Raw genomic sequence first — 19,636 nt, 5'->3', positions numbered from 1 at the left:
TGCTGAGCGGGGGTGCCCGCGTGGTTGGATACCCGCGTGCCCCCCGCTCAACCCGACGGCGACGTCGCCCCCGAGGACGGCCTGCTGCCCGACGAGGCATGGGCCGAGTTCGGCCGCAAGCCGTTCGGCCTCTACGTCCACGTGCCGTTCTGCAGCGTGCGGTGCGGCTACTGCGACTTCAACACCTACACCGCCCACGAGCTGGGGGACGAGGTCGGCGCCAGCCGCTCGTCGTACGCCGAGGCCGCGATCCGCGAGATCCGCTTCGCCCGGCAGGTGCTCGGGCACCGCGACGTCCCGATCGAGACGATCTTCTTCGGCGGCGGCACCCCGACCCTGCTGAAGCCCGCCGACCTCGGCGCGATCGTGGCGAGCGCGGCCGCGGAGTTCGGGCTGGTCGACGACGTCGAGATCACCACCGAGGCCAACCCCGACAGCGTCGCCGCGTGGGACCTCGAGGAGCTGCGCACCGCCGGCTTCAACCGGATCAGCTTCGGCATGCAGTCGGCCGTCGACCACGTCCTGCGCACGCTGGACCGCACCCACGACCCGATGCGGGTCCCGGCGGCGGTGCAGTGGGCGCGGCAGGCGGGCTTCGAGGACGTCAGCCTCGACCTCATCTACGGCACGCCGGGGGAGTCGCTGGCCGACTGGGAGACCTCGGTCGACGCAGCGCTCGCCTGCGAGCCCGACCACGTCTCCGCCTACTCGCTCATCGTCGAGGACGGCACCGCGATGGGGCGCCAGGTCGCGCGCGGCGAGCTGCCGATGCCCGACGAGGACGACCTGGCCGACAAGTACCAGCTCGCCGACGAGCGCTTCGGAGCCGCCGGTCTCGGCTGGTACGAGGTGTCGAACTGGGCCACCTCGCCCGACCACTGGTGCCGGCACAACCTGCTCTACTGGACCGGTGGCCACTGGTGGGGCGTCGGGCCGGGCGCCCACTCCCACGTCGGCGGCACCCGGTGGTGGAACGTCAAGCACCCGGCGGCCTACGCCGAGCGGCTGGCCCGCGGTGTCTCCCCGGCGCTGGCCCGCGAGGTGCTCGGCTACCGCGACCAGCGCGTCGAGCGGGTGCTGCTGGAGATCCGGCTGGTCGAGGGCCTGCCGGTGTCGGCGCTCGAGGCCACCGGCCGCGCGCAGGTCGCCCGACTCGTCGCCGACGGTCTCGTCGAGCTCGCCGCCGAGCGCCTCGTGCTCACGCCGCGCGGTCGGCTGCTCGCCGACGCCGTGGTCCGGGACCTCGTCGACTGATTGCCCCCGCCGTCCCGCGGGTCTCGAGACGGGCTCGCCAGTCCCTCGCTCCGCTCGGGTCTGGCCGAGCCCTCCTCAACCTCCCGACCTCGTCAGCCCTTCGCTGCGCTCAGGGCTGGGTCGTGAAGTCGATCAGCTCCTCGACCCGGCCGAGCAGGGCGGGGTCGAGGTCGGCGTAGGAGGTCACGCGGCCGAGCACGTGCTTCCAGGCGCGGGCGATGTCGGCCTGGTCGCGGTGCGGCCAGCCGAGCTGCTGGCAGGTGCCCTTCTTCCAGTCGATGCCCTTCGGGACGTGCGGCCAGGCCGCGATGCCGAGCCGGTCGGGCTTGACCGCCTGCCAGATGTCGATGAACGGGTGGCCCACCACCAGGACGTGCTTGCCGATCGGGGAGCGCGCGATGCCCTGCGCGATCCGCGCCTCCTTGGACCCCGGCACGAGGTGGTCGACCAGCACGCCGACCCGGCGCTCGGGGCCCGGGCGGAAGTCGCGCAGGTGGTCGGCGAGGTCGTCGACGCCGCCGAGGTACTCCACGACGACGCCCTCGATGCGCAGGTCGTCGCCCCAGACCTTCTCCACGAGCTCGGCGTCGTGGCGACCCTCGACGAAGATCCGGCTCTGCCGGGCGACCCGCGCCTTCGCGCCGGCGACCGCGATCGAGCCCGACGCCGTACGGGTGGGGGCAGCCGGCGCGCCCGCGCGCACCGGACGGGTGAGGATCACCGGCTTGCCCTCGAGCAGGAAGCCGGGGCCGAGCGGGAACGTACGCCGTTTGCCGCGCCGGTCCTCCAGCGTCAGCGTGTCGATGTCGCGGTCGACGGCGACGACCTCGCCGCACCAGTCGGTGGTCACCTCCTCGACCACCATGCCCATCTCGGTGGGCACCTCGACGGCCCGGCCCTTGGCGGGACGGCGCCAGTCGGTGGAGAGCACGTCAGTTCCGTATCGGTCGGCAGGCACTGGTCTACGTTAGGCACTCGGAACTCGGACCTGGGGGTGGCACGCCGTGCAGACACGCGCGACAGCAGACGGATCGACGAGCACGACGGGTGAGGGCGCGAGCGTCGCGACGACGCCGGTGGTGCTGGACCGCGGGACGCTGTGGGAGCGCATGGTCGCGCGCCTCAAGGGCGACTACGTGGAGGACGGCGTCCCGCGCCCGGTCCGGCTCCCGTTCCTCGTCGACTGGGGCTTCGCGCTGCTGATCATCTTGTTCGTGGTGGCCTGCTGGGTCGTCTTCTTCGGCTGGCTGGCGCACACCCGGGTCTAGGGGCTCAGCCGCCGCTGATCCCGGCGCCCTCGGCGCCGTCGCCCTCGTTGGCGTCGCCCGCGGGCTCCTCGTCGTCCTCCGACGACTCGACCGGCGGCTTGCCCAGGTCCTCCTGGGTGGCGTCCATCTCGAGCTCCTCGCGGCTCTTGGTCTCCTCCGCGTCGGGGTCCAGAGGCTCGGCGAGCGGGTTGTCCTCGCCGGGCTGCAGGTCGTCGGGCAGCTGGTCGTCGGAGATCCCGCCGAGCGTGGCCTCGTCCGGGGACGCGGTGCTGCCGGAGTGGTCGTCGTCGGCCGGGCTGGTGCCGCTCGACGCCTCGGGGTTCTGGGTCGACTGGGCCGGGTCGGGGGCGTTGTCATCGCTCATCCCACCGTCCTACCGGTGCTCCCCGTGGCCGGCCAGCCCCGTGGGGGTGGGGCTCAGACGAGCGGCAGGCGCTTCTGGCTGCGCGGGAGGTGCTCGTACCCGAGCCGGACCGCGCTCTGCAGGCGCTCCGGCTCCCAGGGCCAGTCGCCGACCTCGAGCGCCTGGTCGACCGGGACGCCGCGGGACGCGAGGTCGCGGATGGTCTCGGCGATGACGCCGAGCTCCGCGCGCTGGTCCTGCACGAACGCCTTGTCGACGAGCTGCCCGTGGCCGGGGACGACCACGGTCCGGTCGGTCATCAGGCCGAGCACGAGGTCGAGGGTCGCCGGCCACTCCATCGGCCACGAGTCGTCGCCGATGAACGGCGGGTCGGACTCCTCGACGAGGTCGCCGCCCAGCACCACGTCGGCGTCGGGCACCCGCACGACGAGGTCGCCGGCCGTGTGGCCGCGCCCGGGGTGGACCAGCTCGACGGCCCGGTCGCCGAGGTCGAGCTGGACCGCGGAGGAGAAGGTGTGGGTCGGCGGTCGCAGGGTCGTGGCCAGGACCTCCTCGCGACGCGGGTGGTCGGTGGCCTGCTCGTACATCTCGAACGTGTGCCCGGCCGAGAGCTCGACGTGCTCGGCCGCCCACTCCGTGGCGTGGATCGGCATCTCGCCGAACTGCTCGACCATCGTCGCGTTGCCGAAGTGGTGGTCCCAGTGCTCGTGGGTGTTGACCAGGGCCGTGAGCGGTCCCGCGCCGAGGCGGCGTACGTCGTCGGCCACGATCCGGGCCTGCGCGGCCGAGCCGTGGGTGTCGACCATCACCAGTCCGTCGGAGCCGCCGACGAGCGTGATGTTGACGTGCATCCAGTCGTAGTGCGCCACCCACACGCGGGGCGCCACCTCGGTGAAGTCGGGCATGTCCGCGACCCTACGGCCAGCGAGTAGAGTTGGCACTCCAGTCAGACGAGTGCCAGCGAGGAGGTCCGCCGTGGTCGACGACCGCAAGCTCGACGTGCTGCGCGCCATCGTGGAGGACTACGTCGCGACCGAGGAGCCGGTCGGCTCCAAGGCCCTGGTCGAGCGGCACGGGCTCGGCGTCTCGCCGGCGACCGTGCGCAACGACATGGCGGTGCTGGAGGAGGAGGGCTACATCCACCAGCCCCACACCAGCGCCGGCCGGGTCCCCACCGACAAGGGCTACCGCCTGTTCGTCGACCGCCTGGCGACGCTGAAGCCGATGAGCGCCGCCGAGCGCCGGGCGATCTCCACGCTGCTCGACGGCGCGGTGGACCTCGACGACGTGGTGCAGCGCTCGGTGCGGCTGCTGAGCCAGCTCACCCGGCAGGTGGCGATCGTGCAGTACCCGACGCTGTCGCGCTCCACCGTGCGGCACGTCGAGCTGGTCGCCCTCACCCCGACCCGCCTGATGCTGATCCTGATCCTCAGCACCGGCCGGGTCGAGCAGCGCCTCGTCGAGCTCGACGCGCCGGTCGGCGACGCCGACCTCGGCGAGCTGCGCGCCGCGGTCAACCAGGCCAGCGCCGGCGTGCAGATCGCCGCCGCGGCCGCGGCCGTCACCGACCTCCCCGAGGCCGTGCGCCCCGAGCAGGCGGAGGTGACCCGCGCCGTCGTGCAGGTGCTGGCCGAGGCGATGTCGGACCACCGCAGCGACGAGCGCGTCGCGGTCAGTGGCGCCGCCAACCTCGCCCGCTACGGCGACTTCGACACCGCCGTGCGCCCGCTCCTCGAGGCGCTCGAGGAGCACGTCGTGCTGCTCAAGCTGCTGGGGGAGTCGGGCGTCGACGCGCTCACCGTGCGCATCGGCCACGAAGGCCCCTACTCCGAGCTCGCCGCGACCAGCGTCGTGGCCACCGGCTACGGCCCGCAGGAGCTCCACCTCGGCTCCCTCGGCGTGGTCGGACCCACCCGGATGGACTACCCCGGATCCATGGCGGCCGTGCGTGCGGTGGCGCGCTACGTCTCCCGGATCCTCGATGAAGGAAACCAGTGACCCAGGACCCCTACGAGATCCTCGGCGTCTCGCGCGACGCCAGCGCCGACGAGATCAAGAAGGCCTACCGCCGGTTGGCCCGACAGCTGCACCCCGACGTCAACCCCGACCCCGCGACGCAGGAGCGGTTCAAGGACGTCTCGCGCGCCTACGAGGTGCTGAGCGACCCCGGGAAGCGCCAGGCGTACGACCGGGGCGGCGACGCGTTCAGCCAGGGCTTCGGCGGCGCCGGCCAGGGCTTCTCGTTCACCGACATCATGGACGCCTTCTTCGGCGGCGGCGCGGCCGCCGGCGGGCAGGCCCGCGGCCCGCGCTCGCGCGCCCGTCGCGGCCAGGACGCCCTCATCCGCCTCGACGTCAGCCTCGCGGAGGCGGCGTTCGGCGTCACCCGCGACCTCAAGGTCGACACTGCGCTCACCTGCGAGGCCTGCGAGGGCAAGGGGACCGCGCCCGGCACCTCGCCGACCACCTGCGAGACCTGCCACGGACAGGGTGAGGTGGCGGTCGTGCAGCGCTCGTTCCTCGGCGAGATCCGCACCCTGCGGCCCTGCGCGGCCTGCCGCGGCTACGGCTCGATCATCCCCGACCCCTGCCGCGAGTGCTCCGGCGACGGCCGGGTCCGCTCGCGCCGTACGCTCACCGTGAAGATCCCCGCCGGCGTCGACATGGGCACCCGCGTCCAGCTCACCGGCCAGGGCGAGGTCGGACCCGGGGGCGGTCCGGCGGGCGACCTCTACGTCGAGATCCACGTCGAGCCGCACGCCACCTTCACCCGCCACGGCAACGACCTGCACACCACGGTCTCCCTGCCGATGACCGCGGCTGCCCTCGGCACCTCGCTGACGCTGCCGCTGCTCGAGGCCGACCTCGAGCCGGCCGAGGACTCCGAGACCGTCACCACCTTCGACCTCGACGTGCGCCCCGGGACGCAGTCCGGGAGCGAGCAGGTCATCAAGGGCTTCGGCGTGCCGAGCCTGCGCGGCGGTCGCGGCGACCTGGTGGTCAGCATCCGCGTCGACACCCCCACCCGGCTCGACCCGCGCCAGGAGGAGCTGCTGCGCGAGCTGGCGGCGATCCGTGGCGAGGAGACCCCCGACGGTCGCGTCGAGGCGCCCCACAAGTCGATGTTCGGCCGCCTGCGCGACGCCTTCCAGGGCAGCTGACCCGTGTCGCTGCCGGTCCACCTCGTCGAGTCGCTGGCGGGGGTCGGCGTCGGCTCGGTCGTCGAGGTGACCGGTGACGAGGCGCACCACGCCGTCGCCGTACGCCGCCTGCGCGAGGGGGAGCGGGTCGTCCTGACCGACGGGGTCGGCACCGCGGTCACCGGCGCGGTCGCCTCCACCGCCAAGCGGCTGTTCACCGTCACCGTCGAGGACGTCGAGACCTCGGCGCGTCCCGAGCCGGCCGTGACGGTCGTCCAGGCGCTGCCCAAGGGCGACCGCGGCGAGCTCGCGGTCGAGGTGCTCACCGAGGTCGGCGCGGACCGGGTGGTCCCGTGGGCCGCCGCGCGCTCGGTCGCGGTGTGGAAGGGCGAGCGCGCCGCGAAGTCGCACGCGAAGTGGCAGGCGACCGCCCGCGAGGCTGCCAAGCAGTCGCGCCGGTCGTGGCACCCCACGGTGACCTCGCTCGCGACCACCGCCGACCTGGCCGCGCTCGTCGCCGAGGCCGACCTCGCCATCGTCCTGCACGAGGACGCCACCGACCCGCTCAGCGCGGTCGAGGTCCCCGCCTCCGGCCGGATCGTGGTGGTGGTCGGCCCCGAGGGCGGCATCGCCCCCGACGAGCTGGCCGTCCTCCAGGACGCCGGCGCCCGGACCGTACGCCTCGGTGCCGAGGTCCTGCGCACCTCCACCGCCGGCGTCGTCGCGGTCGCCGCGCTGCTCGCCCGCACGCCGCGCTGGGCCTGACGCTCCCTCGGCCCCCGCCGGCGGTGCGTGAGGGGGAGTCGGGGCCGCTCGAACCCGCCTACGCCACCGCTCGCCGGCGTGTCGTGCGCCGACACGCCGGTGGGCGGTGCGTGAGGAGGAATCTGCGGCCCTTGAAGCTCAGTCGACCACCGTGATCCGGCGGGTGTCGGAGTCCACCGTCCCGTCGGCGTTCCGGACCGTCGCAATCACGTCGTAGTCGCCGGGCTGCAGGTCGTCGCCGCCGAACGACACCGAGAAGGGCGCGAGGACGTCCTGCACCGATGCCAGGTCGGGGTGGTCGCCCGTGCCGTAGAGCGTGAAGCTGCCGGCGTCGAGCACGGCAGTGCCCTCCCAGCGCTTCAGCTGCACGGAGACCGTGCCGTCGTCGCTCCTGGCGCGTCCCGTGATGTCGACCTCGCCACCGACGCGGACCACCACCCCCTCCGACGGGTCGGACAGGGAGACCGGCGCGAGCACGTCGGCGTCGGCGGAGCCGGTCAGCGGCTCGGTGGTCGGCACGCCGAGGATGGTGTCGGTCACCTTCCCCTCGACCTGCACGTCGACCGGCACCTTCCCGTCGCCGTACGCCGCCTGGGCAGTCCGGACCAGCTGCTCGAGCGCCAGGCGCGCGTCCTGCTCGCTCATGCCGGCGGGCCGGTCCACCGGCGCGCCGACCAGGATCACCTGGATCACCTCGGGGCTCGGCATCCACTGCCGCAAGGAGACGCCGGCGGGCCACGGCGAGCGGTAGTCGGGGTCGAGCGCGTCACCGTCCAGGGCGGCATGGATCCCGCGGAGCGCCCGTCCCCCGCCACCCGGGTCGTCCCCGAGGTCGGCCGTGAGGTCGGGGCGAAACTCCCGGTAGAGCCGTGGCCCCGCGGAGGTGTCGCCGACGAGGTACACGGCCACGGGGCCGGTGGCCGGACGGACCTCGGTCGCAGTGGTGCCGGTCGGGGTGGTGGCGCTGGTCGGCGCTCCGGCCGGCGCCGGCCCACCCGTCTGCGGCGCCCCGCCGTTGGTCAGCGCGAGCGCCGTGACCACGGAGGCTGCGACGAGCCCGGCGCCACCGGCGGCCCACCACCCCCGGTGCGTACGCCGGGTGGGTGCGGTCGCGGCGCGGATCGCGTCGAGGCGGTCGCCCGGCTCGACGTCGTCGGCGACCTCGTGGAGGAGGTCGCGGATCAGCTGGTCGTTCATGACGGGTCCTCCCACCAGTCGCCGAGCAGCTCGCGCAGGGCTGCGCTGCCGCGGGATGCGTGTGACTTGACCGCGCCGCGCGAGACGCCGATGGCGTCGGCGATCTGCGCCTCCGACCAGTCGAGGTAGTAGCGCAGGACCAGGACCTCGCGCTGCCGCTCGGTGAGCTGGAGCAGCGCGTCGCGCACCGCGTCGCGGCGGGCGCCGCCGACGCTCGGACCGTCGACGGTCATGTCGTGGACCGTCGACCTCCGCACGTGTCGCTCGACGACCGCGCGGTGGCGCAGCGCCGAGCGGGACCTGTTCACGACCGCCTGGCGCAGGTAGGCGAGTGCCTTCTCGGGGTCGCGCAGCCGCGACCAGCGGCCGTGCATCGCCACGAACGCGTCCTGGACGACGTCCTCGGCCGCGGCCTGGTCGTGCACGAGCAGCGCGGACAGCCGGACGAGCTGGCGCCAGTGGGCGGCGTACATCGCCTCCACCGCCGCGTCGGCATCGGCGCCGTGGAGGGAGAGGTGCTCGGCCACGGGCGCCCCTCGTCGGTGTGGTCGGGTCATCGTCACGGCAGTGGGACGCCCCAGCCTGCCAGTCGGTTGACGTGGCTTCGAGACGGTCGCTGCGCGACCTCCTCAGCCAGCGATGGTGATGGTCTTCGTGTCGACCGCAGGGCCGTTGCCCTCGGTGCCGCCGGACGGGTCGTCGGTCTCGCACTGCAGCGTCACCTCGCCGGTGACGCCGTCGAGCGGCAGCTGCGCCTCGAAGGGGTAGAGCCGGTCGAGCCAGCCCTCCGCCTGGTAGCCGCCGTCGACGAGGACGACGTCGCCGCGCAGGATCCGGCACGGGCCGGACGCCTCGAACGAGCTGGACACGCCCGTGACCGTGAGGGAGTCGCCGGTGACCGTGTCGCCCTCGGCGGGCGAGGTGATGCTGACCAGGTTGAGCGTCTGCAGCGGGTCGGCGGCCTCGTACGGCGCCTCGGTCGGCAGGCCGAACAGCGGCGCGCCGCCCTCGCGCTGCACCTGCACCGGCACCCGCTCCTGCTGCACGCCCTGCAGCGTGTAGACCAGCTGCTGGAGCGCGAGGCGCGCGTCGCGCTCCGACATGCCGTCGGGCGCGGCGGTGAAGGCGTCGGACGGCACGGTGACCAGCAGCACGCCGTCGGTGGCCTGGACCGAGGTGATCTCGACCTGCGGCCACAGCGTGCGGTAGTCGGGGTCGTCCGGGGTGCCGCCCGCGACGAGGCGGGCGGCCTCGAGCAGCGGGTCGCCCTCGACGCGGCGGAACTCGCGGAACAGGACGGTCCCGCCCGGGCCGTCGCCCGCGTAGTAGACCGGCACGGTCGTGCCCGAGGGTGACTCCGACGGGGACGCGGTGGGGGAGTCGGTCGGCTCGGACGGCGACGCGGTCGGCGCGGGCTCGGACGACCCACCCGCGGTGGGCTCGCTCGTTTCGTCGGAGACCGGCTCCGGGTCGTCGCCGCAGGCGGCGAGGGACAGGCTGCAGACGGCCGCCAGCGCCGCCGCGCCGGCCCAGCGGCGTACGTCGGGGCGCGCGGGGACGCGGACGGGGAAGGTCATGGGGCCACGGTAGGCGCGCGGCGCGGGCCGCATCGGGTCCCACGCCGCGCCGCGACGCCCTAGGCTGGCCCGATGACCTCGACGGATGCCGACTGCATCTTCTGCAAGATCGTGGCGGGCGAGGTGCCCGCCGACGTGCTCGGGCGCGCCGACCACGCCGTGGCCATCCAGGACCTCAACCCGCAGGCGCCGTTCCACGCGCTCGTCATCCCGTTCGACCACCACGAGAACGCCGCCGCGTCCGCGGCCGCCGACCCGGCCGTCCTCGGTCACCTGGTGTCGCTGGCCGACGAGGTCGCCCGGGCGGCCGGCAACGACGACTACCGCCTCATCGCCAACACCGGTGCGGGCGCCGGGCAGACGGTCTTCCACACCCACCTCCACGTGCTCGCCGGCACGTCGCGGATGACCGAGGCCCTGGTGTGAGGACCTCGAGGCCTCACCTGCGCGCCGCCGTCGCGGTGGCCGCCGCCGCCCTGCTCCTCACCGCGTGCGGTGGCGGCGGGAGCGACCGGGAGGACGGCACGAGCGGCTCGGCCACCCAGCCGGCCGCCAGCCCGACCACCGGCAGCACCGCCGAGGAGGCCGTCGACGACTCCGGGCACGCCGGCCACTACGCCCTGCCGCGCAAGGGCAAGCCGCTGCGTCCCGGGGAGACCCGGACGACGATCGCGATGCCGGGCAGCTACACCCCGTCGGCCCCCTACGGCGCCGGCACCGACGACTACCGGTGCTTCCTGCTCGACCCCGAGCTGGACCGGCCCGCCTGGCTCACCGGCACCCACGTGCTCCCGGGCAACCCTGACGTCGTCCACCACGTGATCCTGTTCCGCGTCCGTCCCGACCAGGTCGCTGCCGCGGAGGCGAAGGACGCGGCCGAGGACGGCGAGGGCTGGACCTGCTTCGGCGGCACCGGCCTCGACCCGTTCCAGGACGTCAACGACGCGTCGTGGCTCGGCGCGTGGGCGCCCGGCGGCGCGGAGTCGGTCGTCAAGCCCGGCTTCGGCACGCGCCTGGAGAAGGGCACCCGCATCGTCATGCAGGTCCACTACAACCTGCTGGCGGGCGCGAGTCCCGACACGTCGGCCGCCCAGCTGCGGCTCGCGCCCGGGAAGCGCGACTACCAGGCGCTGCACACGATGCTGCTGCCCGCACCGGTCGAGCTGCCGTGCCGGGCGAAGCACGACGACGGTCCGCTGTGCGACCGCGCCGCCGCGCTCGCCGACGTCAAGGAGCGCTTCGGGCCGGAGGGCAACACCGCGGACGCGCTCTACGTCCTCTGCGGCGGGAAGCCGGAGCCCGGCACCACGCAGTCCTGCGTGCGCAACCTCGCCGAGCCGATCACCATCCACGGCGTCGCCGGCCACATGCACCTGCTCGGCCGGTCCATCAGGATCGAGGTCCATCCCGACACCCCGCAGGCGCGCACGATCCTCGACATCCCGGTGTGGGACTTCGACGACCAGGGGAGCCGGCCGATCGAGCCGATCCACCTCGAGCCGTTCGAGCAGGTCAAGGTGACCTGCACCCACGTGCAGTGGCTGCGCGACAAGCTGCCCGCGTTCGAGGGCCAGCCCGACCGCTACGTCGTGTGGGGCGAGGGCACCACCGACGAGATGTGCCTGGGGATGCTGCAGGTCACCCGCCCCTGAGCCCCGCCCGACAACCGAGTGGGCCGTACGCCACCTGCTCGGTAGCATAGAGGGGCTCTGCCACCGACTCGGAAGGCCGCCCCACGCGGGCATCCATGACTGACTCCCACCAGCCCGGCACTCCCCAGGAGAGGCCGGCGCACACCGTCGTCGTCCCCAACAGCATCGACATGGTCTCGGTCCTCGGCCCCGGCGACGCCCACCTGCGGGTCATCGAGCGGGTCTTCAACGCCGACGTCCACGTCCGCGGCAACCGGATCACCCTGACCGGGGAGTCCGCCGAGGTCGCGATGGCCGAGCGCCTGCTCGACGAGATCGTCACCCTCGTGCGCACCGGTCAGGGGGTGAGCGACGAGACCGTCGAGCGGATCGTGCAGATGCTGCGCACCGAGACCCAGGAGCGCCCGGCCGACGTGCTGAGCCTCAACATCCTGTCCAACCGCGGCCGCACGATCCGACCGAAGACGCTGAACCAGAAGAAGTACGTCGAGTCGATCGACAAGCACACGATCACCTTCGGCATCGGCCCCGCCGGCACCGGCAAGACCTACCTCGCGATGGCCAAGGCCGTGCAGGCGCTCCAGGCCAAGGAGGTCAACCGGATCATCCTGAGCCGCCCGGCCGTCGAGGCGGGGGAGCGGCTCGGCTTCCTGCCCGGCACGCTCAGCGAGAAGATCGACCCGTACCTGCGCCCGCTCTACGACGCGCTGCACGACATGGTCGACCCCGAGACGATCCCCAAGCTGCTCGCCGCCGGGACCATCGAGGTGGCGCCGCTGGCGTTCCTGCGCGGTCGCTCACTCAACGACTCCTTCATCATCCTCGACGAGGCGCAGAACACCACGCCGGAGCAGATGAAGATGTTCCTGACCCGCCTCGGGTTCGGCTCGCGGATCGTCGTCACCGGCGACACCAGCCAGGTCGACCTCCCCTCCGGCACCCAGTCCGGGCTGCGCGTCGTCGAGGGCATCCTCGACGGCGTCGACGACATCGCGTTCTGCCGGCTCACCGGCACCGACGTGGTGCGCCACCGCCTGGTCGGGAGGATCGTGGAGGCCTACGAGGTGTTCGACGCCGAGCGCCAGCAGAGCCGGCCGACGCCGGCCCGCGACCGCGGCGACCGTGGACGGAGCAAGCGATGAGCATCGAGGTCCTCAACGAGTCCGGCCACGACGTCGACGTCCGCCGCCTGTCCCAGCTCGCGCGCTTCGTCATGGACCAGATGCGCGTGCACCCGCAGGCCGAGCTGTGCATCAAGGCCGTCGACGAGGACACCATCGCCGGGCTCAACGAGCAGTGGATGGAGAAGGAGGGCCCGACCGACGTGCTGGCCTTCCCGATGGACGAGCTGCGTCCCGGCAGGGTCAACGAGGAGCCCGAGGAGGGCGTCCTCGGTGACCTGGTGCTCGCCCCGTCGGTGGCGGAGCGACAGGGCGTCGAGGCCGGGCACGGTCGCGAGGCCGAGATCGACCTGCTGACCGTCCACGGCATCCTGCACCTCCTCGGCTACGACCACGCCGAGCCGGAGGAGCACGCCGTGATGTTCGGGCTGCAGGGCGAGCTGCTCGAGAAGTGGCGCGCGAGCCTCACGCCGTGACCGCCGACATCTGGCAGCTCGGGTCGGCCGCGCTCCTCGTGCTGCTGGCCGGACTCTTCTCCGCGGCGGACGCCGCGCTCGGCAGCTTCTCCCGCGCCCGCGCCGAGGAGCTGAGGGCCGAGGGCCGGGCCGGCGCGAAGCGCCTCGTCCAGATCCTCGACGACCCCGCCCGCTACCTCAACACCGCGCTCCTCCTGCGCCTGCTCTGCGAGATCAGCGCGATCGTGCTGGTCGGCACGTGGGCACGCGACACCTACGAGGACGCGCTGCTGCCGAGCGTGCTCACCACCGTCGGCGTGATGCTCGTCGTATCGTTCGTCGTGATCGGCGTCGCGCCGCGCACGATCGGTCGCCAGCACGACGCCCGGGTCGCCCTGGCCTCCGCGGGCCCGCTGTCGCTGGTCACCACCATCCTCGGGCCGATCCCGGCCCTGCTGATCCTGCTCGGCAACGCGATCACCCCGGGCAAGGGGTTCAGCGAGGGACCGTTCTCCACCGAGACCGAGCTGCGCGAGCTCGTCGACCTCGCCGAGGCGTCCGCGGTGATCGAGTCCGGCGAGCGCCGGATGATCCACTCCGTCTTCGAGCTCGGCGACACGATCACCCGCGAGGTGATGGTGCCCCGCCCCGACGTGGTCTACATCGAGCGCCACAAGAACATCCGCCAGACGCTGTCGCTGTTCCTGCGCAGCGGCTACTCCCGCATCCCGGTGGTCGACGAGAACCTCGACGACATCGTCGGCATGGCCTACCTCAAGGACCTGGTCCGACGGGACTTCGAGGCGCCCGACGTGGAGTTCACCCAGCGCGTCGACGAGGTCATGCGCCCGGTGCACTACGTCCCGGACTCCAAGCCCGTCGACGCGCTGCTGAGCGAGCTCCAGGCCCGACGCCAGCACATCGCGGTGGTCGTCGACGAGTACGGCGGCACCGCCGGCCTGATCACCATCGAGGACGTGCTGGAGGAGATCGTCGGCGAGATCACCGACGAGTACGACGTGGAGGAGGTCGAGGTCGAGCACCTCGACGGCGGCGCCATCCGGGTCTCCTCGCGCTACCCGGTCGACGACCTCGACGAGCTGGTGGGCTTCGCGGTGGACGACGACGACGTCGACAGCGTCGGTGGCCTGATGGCCAAGCACCTCGGCAAGGTCCCGATCCCCGGGTCCGTGGTCGAGTGCCACGGCCTGCGCCTCGAGGCCGAGCGGGCCACCGGCCGGCGCAACAAGATCGAGACCGTGCTCGTCTCGGTGCTGCCGGCCGACGGCGCGGGCGCCGAGGACGGTCCCGCGGCGGACGTCAGCGCCGCCGGCCGCTGACCAGCAGGTACTCCCACCGCATCCGGCCCTCGCCCTCGTCGGCGGACGCCGCCAGCGCGTCCAGCGCCGCGTCGAGGGCCGCGACCCGTTCCGGCTGGTCGGCGATGCCGCGGTAGGCGACGAGCGTGGGGCCGTAGTTGTCGCGGAAGTAGGTCCGGAAGTCCGTCGGGCCGCGGAACAGGTCGACCTCGACGTGCTCGCGGACGAGCGAGAGGTCCTCGACCCGGTCGCCGAGCAGCGACCGCACGTGGTCCTCGTCGCCCCACAGCGGCGGGGGCTGCACGCCCGCGGGCGGCGGCGGGACGAAGTCGCGCATCGTCGCGAAGAGCCGGCCGATGAACCCCGACGGCGTCCAGGCGACGAGGCCCAGGCGGCCGCCGGGACGCAGCACCCGCAGCAGCTCGTCGGCGGCGACCTGGTGGTGCGGCGCGAACATCACGCCGACCACGCTGGTCACCACGTCGAACGACGCGTCCGGCCAGGGCAGCGCCTCGGCGTCGGCGACCTCCCACGACACGTCGAGGTCCGGGTGGTCGGCCCGGCCGAGGTCGAGGAGCTCGGGCGTCAGGTCGGAGGCCACGACGCGCCCGCCGGCCCGCGCGGCGGGGACCGCGGCGTTGCCGGTCCCGGCCGCCACGTCGAGGACGCGCTCCCCGGGCCGGGGGTCGACCTCCTCGACGAGGCGCCGCCCGAGGCTGGGGATCACCTCCCGGGCGACCCGGTCGTAGTGGCCCGAGGCCCACATCGCGCGGTGGCGCGCCTTGAGCTCGGCGTCGGTGGGGCTGCTGGTGGTCGTGCTCATCGGTGTCTCCTCTCCGGCCCGGCCGGCCTTCTCCCGCCGGACCTCCCTCGTCGCACCGACGCTAGGAGCGGCCGCGGCCCGGGACGAGTGCACGATCTGTACCGGGCCACGGTCGCGGGCGTAGCGTGCGGCCATGGGCGCGAGCTATCGCCAGTTCTGCCCCGTCAGCAAGGCCATGGAGCTGCTCGACGAGCGCTGGACGCTGCTCGTCGTCCGTGAGCTGATGCTCGGCAGCGAGCACTTCAACGACCTGCGCCGGGGCCTGCCGCGGATGTCGCCGACCCTGCTCTCGCGCCGGCTCCAGCAGCTCGCCCGGGCCGGGGTCGTCGACCGCGTGGAGGCCGCCGGCGAGGTGCGCTACCGCCTGACCGCCGCGGGCGAGGAGCTCCGTCCGGTGGTCGAGGCGCTCGGCACCTGGGGCACCCGGTGGATCCCCGAGCTCGCCGACCCCGACCTCGACCCCAAGCTGCTGCTGTGGGACATGCACCGCAACGTCGACCACGAGCGGGCGCCGGCGCGACGGTCCGTGGTGGCGTTCGAGTTCACCGACCTGCCGGCCGGCCTGGCGCGGTGGTGGCTGGTGCTCGCGCCGGGCGACGTGGACGTGTGCGACGCCGACCCGGGCGACGAGCCGGTCGCGGTCGTGCGGACGTCGCTGCGCACCCTCACCGAGGTGTGGCGCGGCGATCGTGGCTGGTCGGACGCCGTACGCGACGGCGCGCTCCGCGTCGAGGCGACCCGCGACGTGGCGTCCGCGCTCCCCGGCTGGTTCCTGCTGTCGCCCTTCGCCGGGGTCCCGCGACCGGCTCACTAGGCTGCGTGCCATGGACGACGTGCAGGCCGACCTCCCCGCGGAGGACGCCAAGCTGGTGACCCTCGCCCGTGCCACGCGGGCCCGTGCCCGTGCCGCCGAGGGCGCCGCGGTGCGCGACCTCGACGGGCGGACCTACGCCGCCGCGAGCATCGCGCTGGAGCACCTGCGGCTCTCCGCGCTCGAGGTGTGCGTCGCGATGGCGGTCTCCTCCGGGTCGACCGGGCTGGAGGCCGCGGTCGTGCTGACCGAGGGCGACGCGGTCGACGTCGACGCCGCCCGCGACTTCGCCGGGCCGGACGTCCCGGTCCTCGTCGGCGGGCCGGACGGGCGGCTGCACACGCGCACGAGCACCGCCGCGGTCTGAGACCGGACGAACAACCCCCTCGCCGTCCGCCCCGCGGTTCGCTAGCGTGGCGAACGTGCGATTGCCGGTCGGGTGGGACGGACACGAACGTGGTGTGACGAGGCTGAGGGAGTCGTACGCCGCGCTGCCACCGGGCGCACCGGTGCGGCTGGCCAAGCAGACCAGCAACCTCTTCCGCGGCCGGGCCGAGCAGTCCGCCGGCCTCGACGTCTCCGGTCTGACCGGCGTGATCGAGGTCGACGACGAGGTCGCCGAGGTCCAGGGCATGTGCACCTACGAGGACCTCGTGGACGTGACGCTGGCCCACGGCCGGATCCCGCTCGTGGTGCCGCAGCTGCGCACGATCACGCTGGGCGGTGCCGTCACCGGGCTCGGCATCGAGTCGACGAGCTTCCGCAGCGGCCTGCCGCACGAGTCCGTCCTCGAGATGGACGTGGTGACCGGCTCGGGGGAGGTCGTCACCACCAAGCCGGGCGACGAGCTGTTCGACGCGTTCCCCAACTCCTACGGCTCGCTGGGCTACGCCACCCGGCTGCGGATCGAGCTCGAGCGCGCGCCGGGGCACGTCGCACTCGAGCACGTGCGGATCGACGACCTCGACGAGCTCGCGGCGACGATCGAGCAGGTCGTCACCACCGGCGAGCACGCGGGGGAGCGGGTCGACGCGATCGACGGCACCGCCTTCGCGCCGGGCGAGGCCTACCTGACGCTCGCGCGCTGGCGCGAGGGCCCCGCCCGCAACCCGAGCGACTACACGCGCCAGCAGGTCTACTACCGCTCGGTCCAGCAGCGCCGGACCGATGAGCTGACCACCTACGACTACCTCTGGCGCTGGGACACCGACTGGTTCTGGTGCTCGCGTGCGTTCGGCGCGCAGCACCCGCTCGTACGCCGGGTGTGGCCGCGCCGGCTGCGCCGCTCCGACGTCTACTGGAAGCTCGTCGCGCTCGACCGCCGCCTGCACGTCGGCGACCGCCTCGACCGGCGTGCCGGCCGCCCGCAGGGGGAGCGGGTGGTCCAGGACGTCGAGGTCCCGGTCGAGGCGCTGCCGGAGTTCCTGGCGTGGTTCGACCGCGAGGTCGGGATGCGCCCGGTGTGGCTGTGCCCGCTGCGGCTGCGCCGCCAGGAGGCCGGCCGGCCGTGGCCGACGTACCCCCTGACGTCCGCGACGACCTACGTCAACGTCGGCTTCTGGGGCGTCGTCAACGTCGGCCCCGACGCTCCACAGGCCCCGCGCAACCGCGCGATCGAGGCCAAGGTGACCGAGCTCGGCGGCCACAAGAGCCTCTACTCCGAGGCGTTCTACGACCCGGAGACCTTCGACCGCCTCTACGGAGGTGAGCAGCTGGCGCGCGTCAAGGCGCGCCACGACCCCGACGACCGGTTGACCGGTCTCTACGACAAGGTGGTGCGAGGACGATGAGCACGGCTGGACGGATGGCCATCGGCGACGCGATGGACCGACTGGTGAGGGGCGGCCTGCCCGTGCGCTTCACGGCCTACGACGGCAGCAGCGCCGGTCCTCCCGACGCGGAGATCGGGATCCACCTGCGCACCGAGCGTGGGCTGTCCTACCTGATGACCGCGCCCGGCGACCTCGGCCTCGCCCGCGCCTACGTCAGCGGCGACCTCGACCTGGTGGGCGTGCACCCCGGCGACCCGTACCCCCTGATGTCGCTGCTCAAGGACCACACCAACTTCCGGGTGCCGGCGCCTGCCGAGGCCCTGCGGCTCGCCCGGGGGCTCGGCCTCTCCCACCTGCGCCCGCCGGCCCCGCCGCCGCAGGAGCACCTGCCGCGCTGGCGCCGCGCCGTGGAGGGCCTGCGGCACTCCATGACCCGCGATGCCGAGGCGATCCACCACCACTACGACGTGTCGAACCGCTTCTACGAGCTGGTGCTCGGTCCGTCGATGGCCTACACCTGCGCGCTCTACGAGACGCCCGAGGCCACGCTCGAGGAGGCGCAGTTCGCCAAGTTCGACCTCGTCGCCCGCAAGCTCGGCCTCCGGCCGGGGCAGAAGCTGCTCGACGTGGGCTGCGGCTGGGGCACGATGGTGCGCCACGCGGCCCGCGAGTACGGCGTGAAGGCGCTCGGCGTCACCCTGTCGCTCGAGCAGGCCCAGTGGGCCAAGGAGGCGATCGACCGTGAGGGCCTCGGCGACCTCGCCGAGGTGCGGCACCTCGACTACCGCGACGTCGTCGAGACCGACTTCGACGCGGTCAGCTCGATCGGCCTCACCGAGCACATCGGCGTGCGCAACTACCCGTCGTACTTCTCCCACCTGCGCGACCGGCTCAAGCCCGGCGGACGGCTGCTCAACCACTGCATCACGCGACCACACAACCGGCGCACGGAGACCGGGGCGTTCATCGACCGCTACGTCTTCCCCGACGGCGAGCTCATCGGGTCGGGCACGATCATCACCGCGGCCCAGGACGCCGGGCTCGAGGTGCAGCACAACGAGAACATCCGCTTGCACTACGCCTCCACGCTGCGCGACTGGAACCGCAACCTGCTGGCCAGCTGGGACGAGTGCGTCGCCGAGGTGGGCGAGGGCACCGCTCGCGTGTGGGGCCTCTACATCGCCGGGTCGCGGATCGGGTTCGAGCGCGACGAGATCGAGCTGCACCACGTGCTGGCCACCCGCAACCACGAGGACGGGCGCTCGGAGTTCCCGATGCGCCCGGACTGGTGAGCCGCCGGTAGCCTCCTGCGGTGAGCACCCGGGCAGCACAGTTCCAGGCGCGCGTCGCACGACGCGAGCCCCTGACCGACCACCTGGTGCGGCTGGTGCTCGACGGGCTCGACGGCTTCGCGAGCAGCGGCGTACCGGACGAGTGGGTCGGTCTGGTCGTGCCCGGGCAGTTCCAGAGCCGCTACTACACCGTCCGGTCCTTCGACGGCGGCGAGCTGACCCTCGACGTGGTCGTGCACGACGTGGGCCTGGTGACCGAGTGGGCGATGCGCGACTGCGTCGGCGACACCGTCACCATCACCGAGCCCAAGGCGTCCTTCGCGCCACCGGAGGGTGCCGGCTGGCTGCTCCTGGTCGGCGACCTCACCGCGATGCCGGCCATGGCGCGGATCGCCGAGACCCGCCCCGACCTGCCCACCCGCGTGCTCGCCGAGGTGCCCGACGACCTGGCCGGCTACCTCCCGGAGCACGTCGACACCACGTGGCTCGCGCCGCCGTCCTCGGGGCAGAGCGGCCTCGCCGCCGCGGTCGAGGCGCTGGAGTGGCCGGCGGGCGAGGGCTACTTCTGGATGGCCGGCGAGTCCGCGCAGATGCGCGCGATCCGCAAGCACCTGATGCGCGAGGTGCGGCTCCCCACGAGCCACTACGACGTGATGGGCTACTGGCGCGCCACCGCCGCACGCCAGCCCCGCGCGGTCGATCCCGGTCCCATCTGGCGCGCCGGCAAGGCGGCGGGCAAGAGTGACGAGCAGATCTGGGCGGAGTACGACGCGGCGCAGGAGGCGAGCGATGGCTGAGCACGACGAGCGGGACGACCAGCACCCCG

At 73.4% G+C, this 19,636-nt stretch carries 22 protein-coding genes; 15 read left to right on the top strand and 7 right to left on the bottom strand.

What is annotated here, in order from left to right; translation table 11 throughout:
- Positions 1 to 36: 36 nt before the first annotated feature.
- Positions 37 to 1,254 carry a radical SAM family heme chaperone HemW gene (hemW, locus tag KDN32_RS13020; RefSeq protein ID WP_211732688.1) on the top strand — a complete coding sequence of 406 codons (1,218 nt, stop codon included), beginning with the start codon at positions 37 to 39 and terminating at the stop codon, positions 1,252 to 1,254.
- A gap of 109 nt (positions 1,255 to 1,363) precedes the next feature.
- On the opposite strand, the gene KDN32_RS13015 is transcribed toward hemW, so the two are convergent.
- A complete protein-coding gene (locus tag KDN32_RS13015; protein WP_307854068.1) occupies positions 1,364 to 2,212 on the bottom strand; it encodes a DUF3097 domain-containing protein in 849 nt (282 codons plus the stop codon).
- A 46-nt stretch (positions 2,213 to 2,258) separates the two neighbouring features.
- On the opposite strand from KDN32_RS13015, the gene KDN32_RS13010 reads away from it, so the two are divergent.
- Positions 2,259 to 2,522 carry a hypothetical protein gene (locus tag KDN32_RS13010; RefSeq protein WP_211732687.1) on the top strand — a complete coding sequence of 88 codons (264 nt, stop codon included), beginning with the start codon at positions 2,259 to 2,261 and terminating at the stop codon, positions 2,520 to 2,522.
- A 4-nt stretch (positions 2,523 to 2,526) separates the two neighbouring features.
- On the opposite strand, the gene KDN32_RS13005 is transcribed toward KDN32_RS13010, so the two are convergent.
- Positions 2,527 to 2,886: a hypothetical protein gene (locus KDN32_RS13005; protein ID WP_211732686.1), complete on the bottom strand. Its 360-nt coding sequence runs from the start codon at positions 2,884 to 2,886 to the stop codon at positions 2,527 to 2,529.
- A gap of 53 nt (positions 2,887 to 2,939) precedes the next feature.
- On the bottom strand, positions 2,940 to 3,791 hold the full coding sequence (locus KDN32_RS13000; RefSeq protein ID WP_211732685.1) for an MBL fold metallo-hydrolase: 852 nt from the start codon (positions 3,789 to 3,791) through the stop codon (positions 2,940 to 2,942).
- A gap of 70 nt (positions 3,792 to 3,861) precedes the next feature.
- Here KDN32_RS13000 and hrcA point away from each other — a divergent pair, with 70 nt between their 5' ends.
- Genes hrcA through KDN32_RS12985 form a run of 3 tightly spaced genes read left to right on the top strand, consistent with a single transcriptional unit; the run spans position 3,862 to position 6,791 of the window.
- On the top strand, positions 3,862 to 4,884 hold the full coding sequence (gene hrcA, locus KDN32_RS12995) for a heat-inducible transcriptional repressor HrcA (protein WP_211732684.1): 1,023 nt from the start codon (positions 3,862 to 3,864) through the stop codon (positions 4,882 to 4,884).
- Positions 4,881 to 6,047 carry a molecular chaperone DnaJ gene (dnaJ, locus tag KDN32_RS12990; RefSeq protein WP_211732683.1) on the top strand — a complete coding sequence of 389 codons (1,167 nt, stop codon included), beginning with the start codon at positions 4,881 to 4,883 and terminating at the stop codon, positions 6,045 to 6,047. Before hrcA ends, dnaJ begins: the two co-directional genes overlap by 4 nt.
- A gap of 3 nt (positions 6,048 to 6,050) precedes the next feature.
- Positions 6,051 to 6,791, top strand: a complete 741-nt coding sequence (locus KDN32_RS12985) for a 16S rRNA (uracil(1498)-N(3))-methyltransferase (protein WP_211732682.1) — start codon at positions 6,051 to 6,053, stop codon at positions 6,789 to 6,791.
- A gap of 138 nt (positions 6,792 to 6,929) precedes the next feature.
- Here the strand turns inward: KDN32_RS12985 and KDN32_RS12980 are convergent, their stop codons facing one another.
- The 3 genes from KDN32_RS12980 to KDN32_RS12970 form a co-directional block, all read right to left on the bottom strand.
- Positions 6,930 to 7,988, bottom strand: coding sequence for a GerMN domain-containing protein (locus tag KDN32_RS12980; RefSeq protein ID WP_211732681.1), 1,059 nt, complete (start codon positions 7,986 to 7,988; stop codon positions 6,930 to 6,932).
- Positions 7,985 to 8,515, bottom strand: coding sequence for a SigE family RNA polymerase sigma factor (locus KDN32_RS12975; protein WP_307854065.1), 531 nt, complete (start codon positions 8,513 to 8,515; stop codon positions 7,985 to 7,987). The genes KDN32_RS12980 and KDN32_RS12975 overlap by 4 nt, the downstream gene beginning before the upstream one ends.
- A 102-nt stretch (positions 8,516 to 8,617) precedes the next feature.
- Positions 8,618 to 9,565 carry a Gmad2 immunoglobulin-like domain-containing protein gene (locus tag KDN32_RS12970; protein WP_211732679.1) on the bottom strand — a complete coding sequence of 316 codons (948 nt, stop codon included), beginning with the start codon at positions 9,563 to 9,565 and terminating at the stop codon, positions 8,618 to 8,620.
- Positions 9,566 to 9,637: 72 nt separating this feature from the next.
- Between KDN32_RS12970 and KDN32_RS12965 the strand changes: the two genes are divergently transcribed.
- From KDN32_RS12965 to KDN32_RS12945, 5 genes are all read left to right on the top strand, one after another.
- The gene (locus KDN32_RS12965; RefSeq protein ID WP_211732678.1) at positions 9,638 to 9,991 is read left to right on the top strand and encodes an HIT domain-containing protein; all 354 of its coding nucleotides are present in this window, start codon (positions 9,638 to 9,640) and stop codon (positions 9,989 to 9,991) included.
- Complete coding sequence (locus tag KDN32_RS12960) at positions 9,988 to 11,217, top strand: hypothetical protein (RefSeq protein WP_211732677.1); 1,230 nt, start codon at positions 9,988 to 9,990, stop codon at positions 11,215 to 11,217. Before KDN32_RS12965 ends, KDN32_RS12960 begins: the two co-directional genes overlap by 4 nt.
- Positions 11,218 to 11,312: 95 nt before the next feature.
- Entirely contained in the window at positions 11,313 to 12,359 is a 1,047-nt protein-coding gene (locus tag KDN32_RS12955; protein WP_211732676.1) for a PhoH family protein, read from the top strand.
- Positions 12,356 to 12,814 carry an rRNA maturation RNase YbeY gene (ybeY, locus tag KDN32_RS12950; protein ID WP_211732675.1) on the top strand — a complete coding sequence of 153 codons (459 nt, stop codon included), beginning with the start codon at positions 12,356 to 12,358 and terminating at the stop codon, positions 12,812 to 12,814. Before KDN32_RS12955 ends, ybeY begins: the two co-directional genes overlap by 4 nt.
- Positions 12,811 to 14,133, top strand: a complete 1,323-nt coding sequence (locus KDN32_RS12945) for a hemolysin family protein (RefSeq protein WP_211732674.1) — start codon at positions 12,811 to 12,813, stop codon at positions 14,131 to 14,133. The genes ybeY and KDN32_RS12945 overlap by 4 nt, the downstream gene beginning before the upstream one ends.
- On the opposite strand, the gene KDN32_RS12940 is transcribed toward KDN32_RS12945, so the two are convergent.
- Positions 14,114 to 14,935, bottom strand: coding sequence for a class I SAM-dependent methyltransferase (locus KDN32_RS12940; protein ID WP_211732673.1), 822 nt, complete (start codon positions 14,933 to 14,935; stop codon positions 14,114 to 14,116). The two genes, KDN32_RS12945 and KDN32_RS12940, sit on opposite strands and share 20 nt — an antisense overlap.
- A gap of 133 nt (positions 14,936 to 15,068) precedes the next feature.
- Here KDN32_RS12940 and KDN32_RS12935 point away from each other — a divergent pair, with 133 nt between their 5' ends.
- From KDN32_RS12935 to KDN32_RS12915, 5 genes are all read left to right on the top strand, one after another.
- Positions 15,069 to 15,749, top strand: a complete 681-nt coding sequence (locus KDN32_RS12935; protein ID WP_211732672.1) for a winged helix-turn-helix transcriptional regulator — start codon at positions 15,069 to 15,071, stop codon at positions 15,747 to 15,749.
- 10 nt (positions 15,750 to 15,759) lie between these two features.
- Entirely contained in the window at positions 15,760 to 16,113 is a 354-nt protein-coding gene (locus tag KDN32_RS12930; protein WP_211732671.1) for a cytidine deaminase-like protein, read from the top strand.
- A gap of 94 nt (positions 16,114 to 16,207) precedes the next feature.
- Positions 16,208 to 17,536: an FAD-binding oxidoreductase gene (locus tag KDN32_RS12925; protein ID WP_307854064.1), complete on the top strand. Its 1,329-nt coding sequence runs from the start codon at positions 16,208 to 16,210 to the stop codon at positions 17,534 to 17,536.
- Entirely contained in the window at positions 17,533 to 18,810 is a 1,278-nt protein-coding gene (locus KDN32_RS12920) for a class I SAM-dependent methyltransferase (protein ID WP_211732669.1), read from the top strand. The genes KDN32_RS12925 and KDN32_RS12920 overlap by 4 nt, the downstream gene beginning before the upstream one ends.
- A 20-nt stretch (positions 18,811 to 18,830) precedes the next feature.
- Positions 18,831 to 19,607 (top strand): siderophore-interacting protein, encoded by a 777-nt coding sequence (locus KDN32_RS12915; protein WP_211732668.1) that lies wholly within the window; start codon positions 18,831 to 18,833, stop codon positions 19,605 to 19,607.
- The last annotated feature ends 29 nt before the right edge of the window (positions 19,608 to 19,636 follow it).

It is taken from the genome of Nocardioides palaemonis (genome assembly GCF_018275325.1).
Taxonomy (GTDB): Bacteria; Actinomycetota; Actinomycetes; order Propionibacteriales; family Nocardioidaceae; genus Nocardioides; species Nocardioides palaemonis.
Note: the sequence above shows the minus strand (reverse complement) of the source record. Positions and strands in the feature narration are given on the sequence as shown.

What these genes read in the sequence shown, in the direction of transcription:
- KDN32_RS13005 (WP_211732686.1), bottom strand. Translation starts at nt 2,886, where the DNA reads ATGAGCGATGACAACGCCCCCGACCCGGCCCAGTCGACCCAGAACCCC.
- KDN32_RS13000 (WP_211732685.1), bottom strand. Translation starts at nt 3,791, where the DNA reads ATGCCCGACTTCACCGAGGTGGCGCCCCGCGTGTGGGTGGCGCACTAC.
- KDN32_RS12980 (WP_211732681.1), bottom strand. Translation starts at nt 7,988, where the DNA reads ATGAACGACCAGCTGATCCGCGACCTCCTCCACGAGGTCGCCGACGAC.
- KDN32_RS12970 (WP_211732679.1), bottom strand. Translation starts at nt 9,565, where the DNA reads ATGACCTTCCCCGTCCGCGTCCCCGCGCGCCCCGACGTACGCCGCTGG.
- KDN32_RS12965 (WP_211732678.1), top strand. Translation starts at nt 9,638, where the DNA reads ATGACCTCGACGGATGCCGACTGCATCTTCTGCAAGATCGTGGCGGGC.
- KDN32_RS12955 (WP_211732676.1), top strand. Translation starts at nt 11,313, where the DNA reads ATGACTGACTCCCACCAGCCCGGCACTCCCCAGGAGAGGCCGGCGCAC.
- ybeY (WP_211732675.1), top strand. Translation starts at nt 12,356, where the DNA reads ATGAGCATCGAGGTCCTCAACGAGTCCGGCCACGACGTCGACGTCCGC.
- KDN32_RS12940 (WP_211732673.1), bottom strand. Translation starts at nt 14,935, where the DNA reads ATGAGCACGACCACCAGCAGCCCCACCGACGCCGAGCTCAAGGCGCGC.
- KDN32_RS12935 (WP_211732672.1), top strand. Translation starts at nt 15,069, where the DNA reads ATGGGCGCGAGCTATCGCCAGTTCTGCCCCGTCAGCAAGGCCATGGAG.
- KDN32_RS12930 (WP_211732671.1), top strand. Translation starts at nt 15,760, where the DNA reads ATGGACGACGTGCAGGCCGACCTCCCCGCGGAGGACGCCAAGCTGGTG.
- KDN32_RS12920 (WP_211732669.1), top strand. Translation starts at nt 17,533, where the DNA reads ATGAGCACGGCTGGACGGATGGCCATCGGCGACGCGATGGACCGACTG.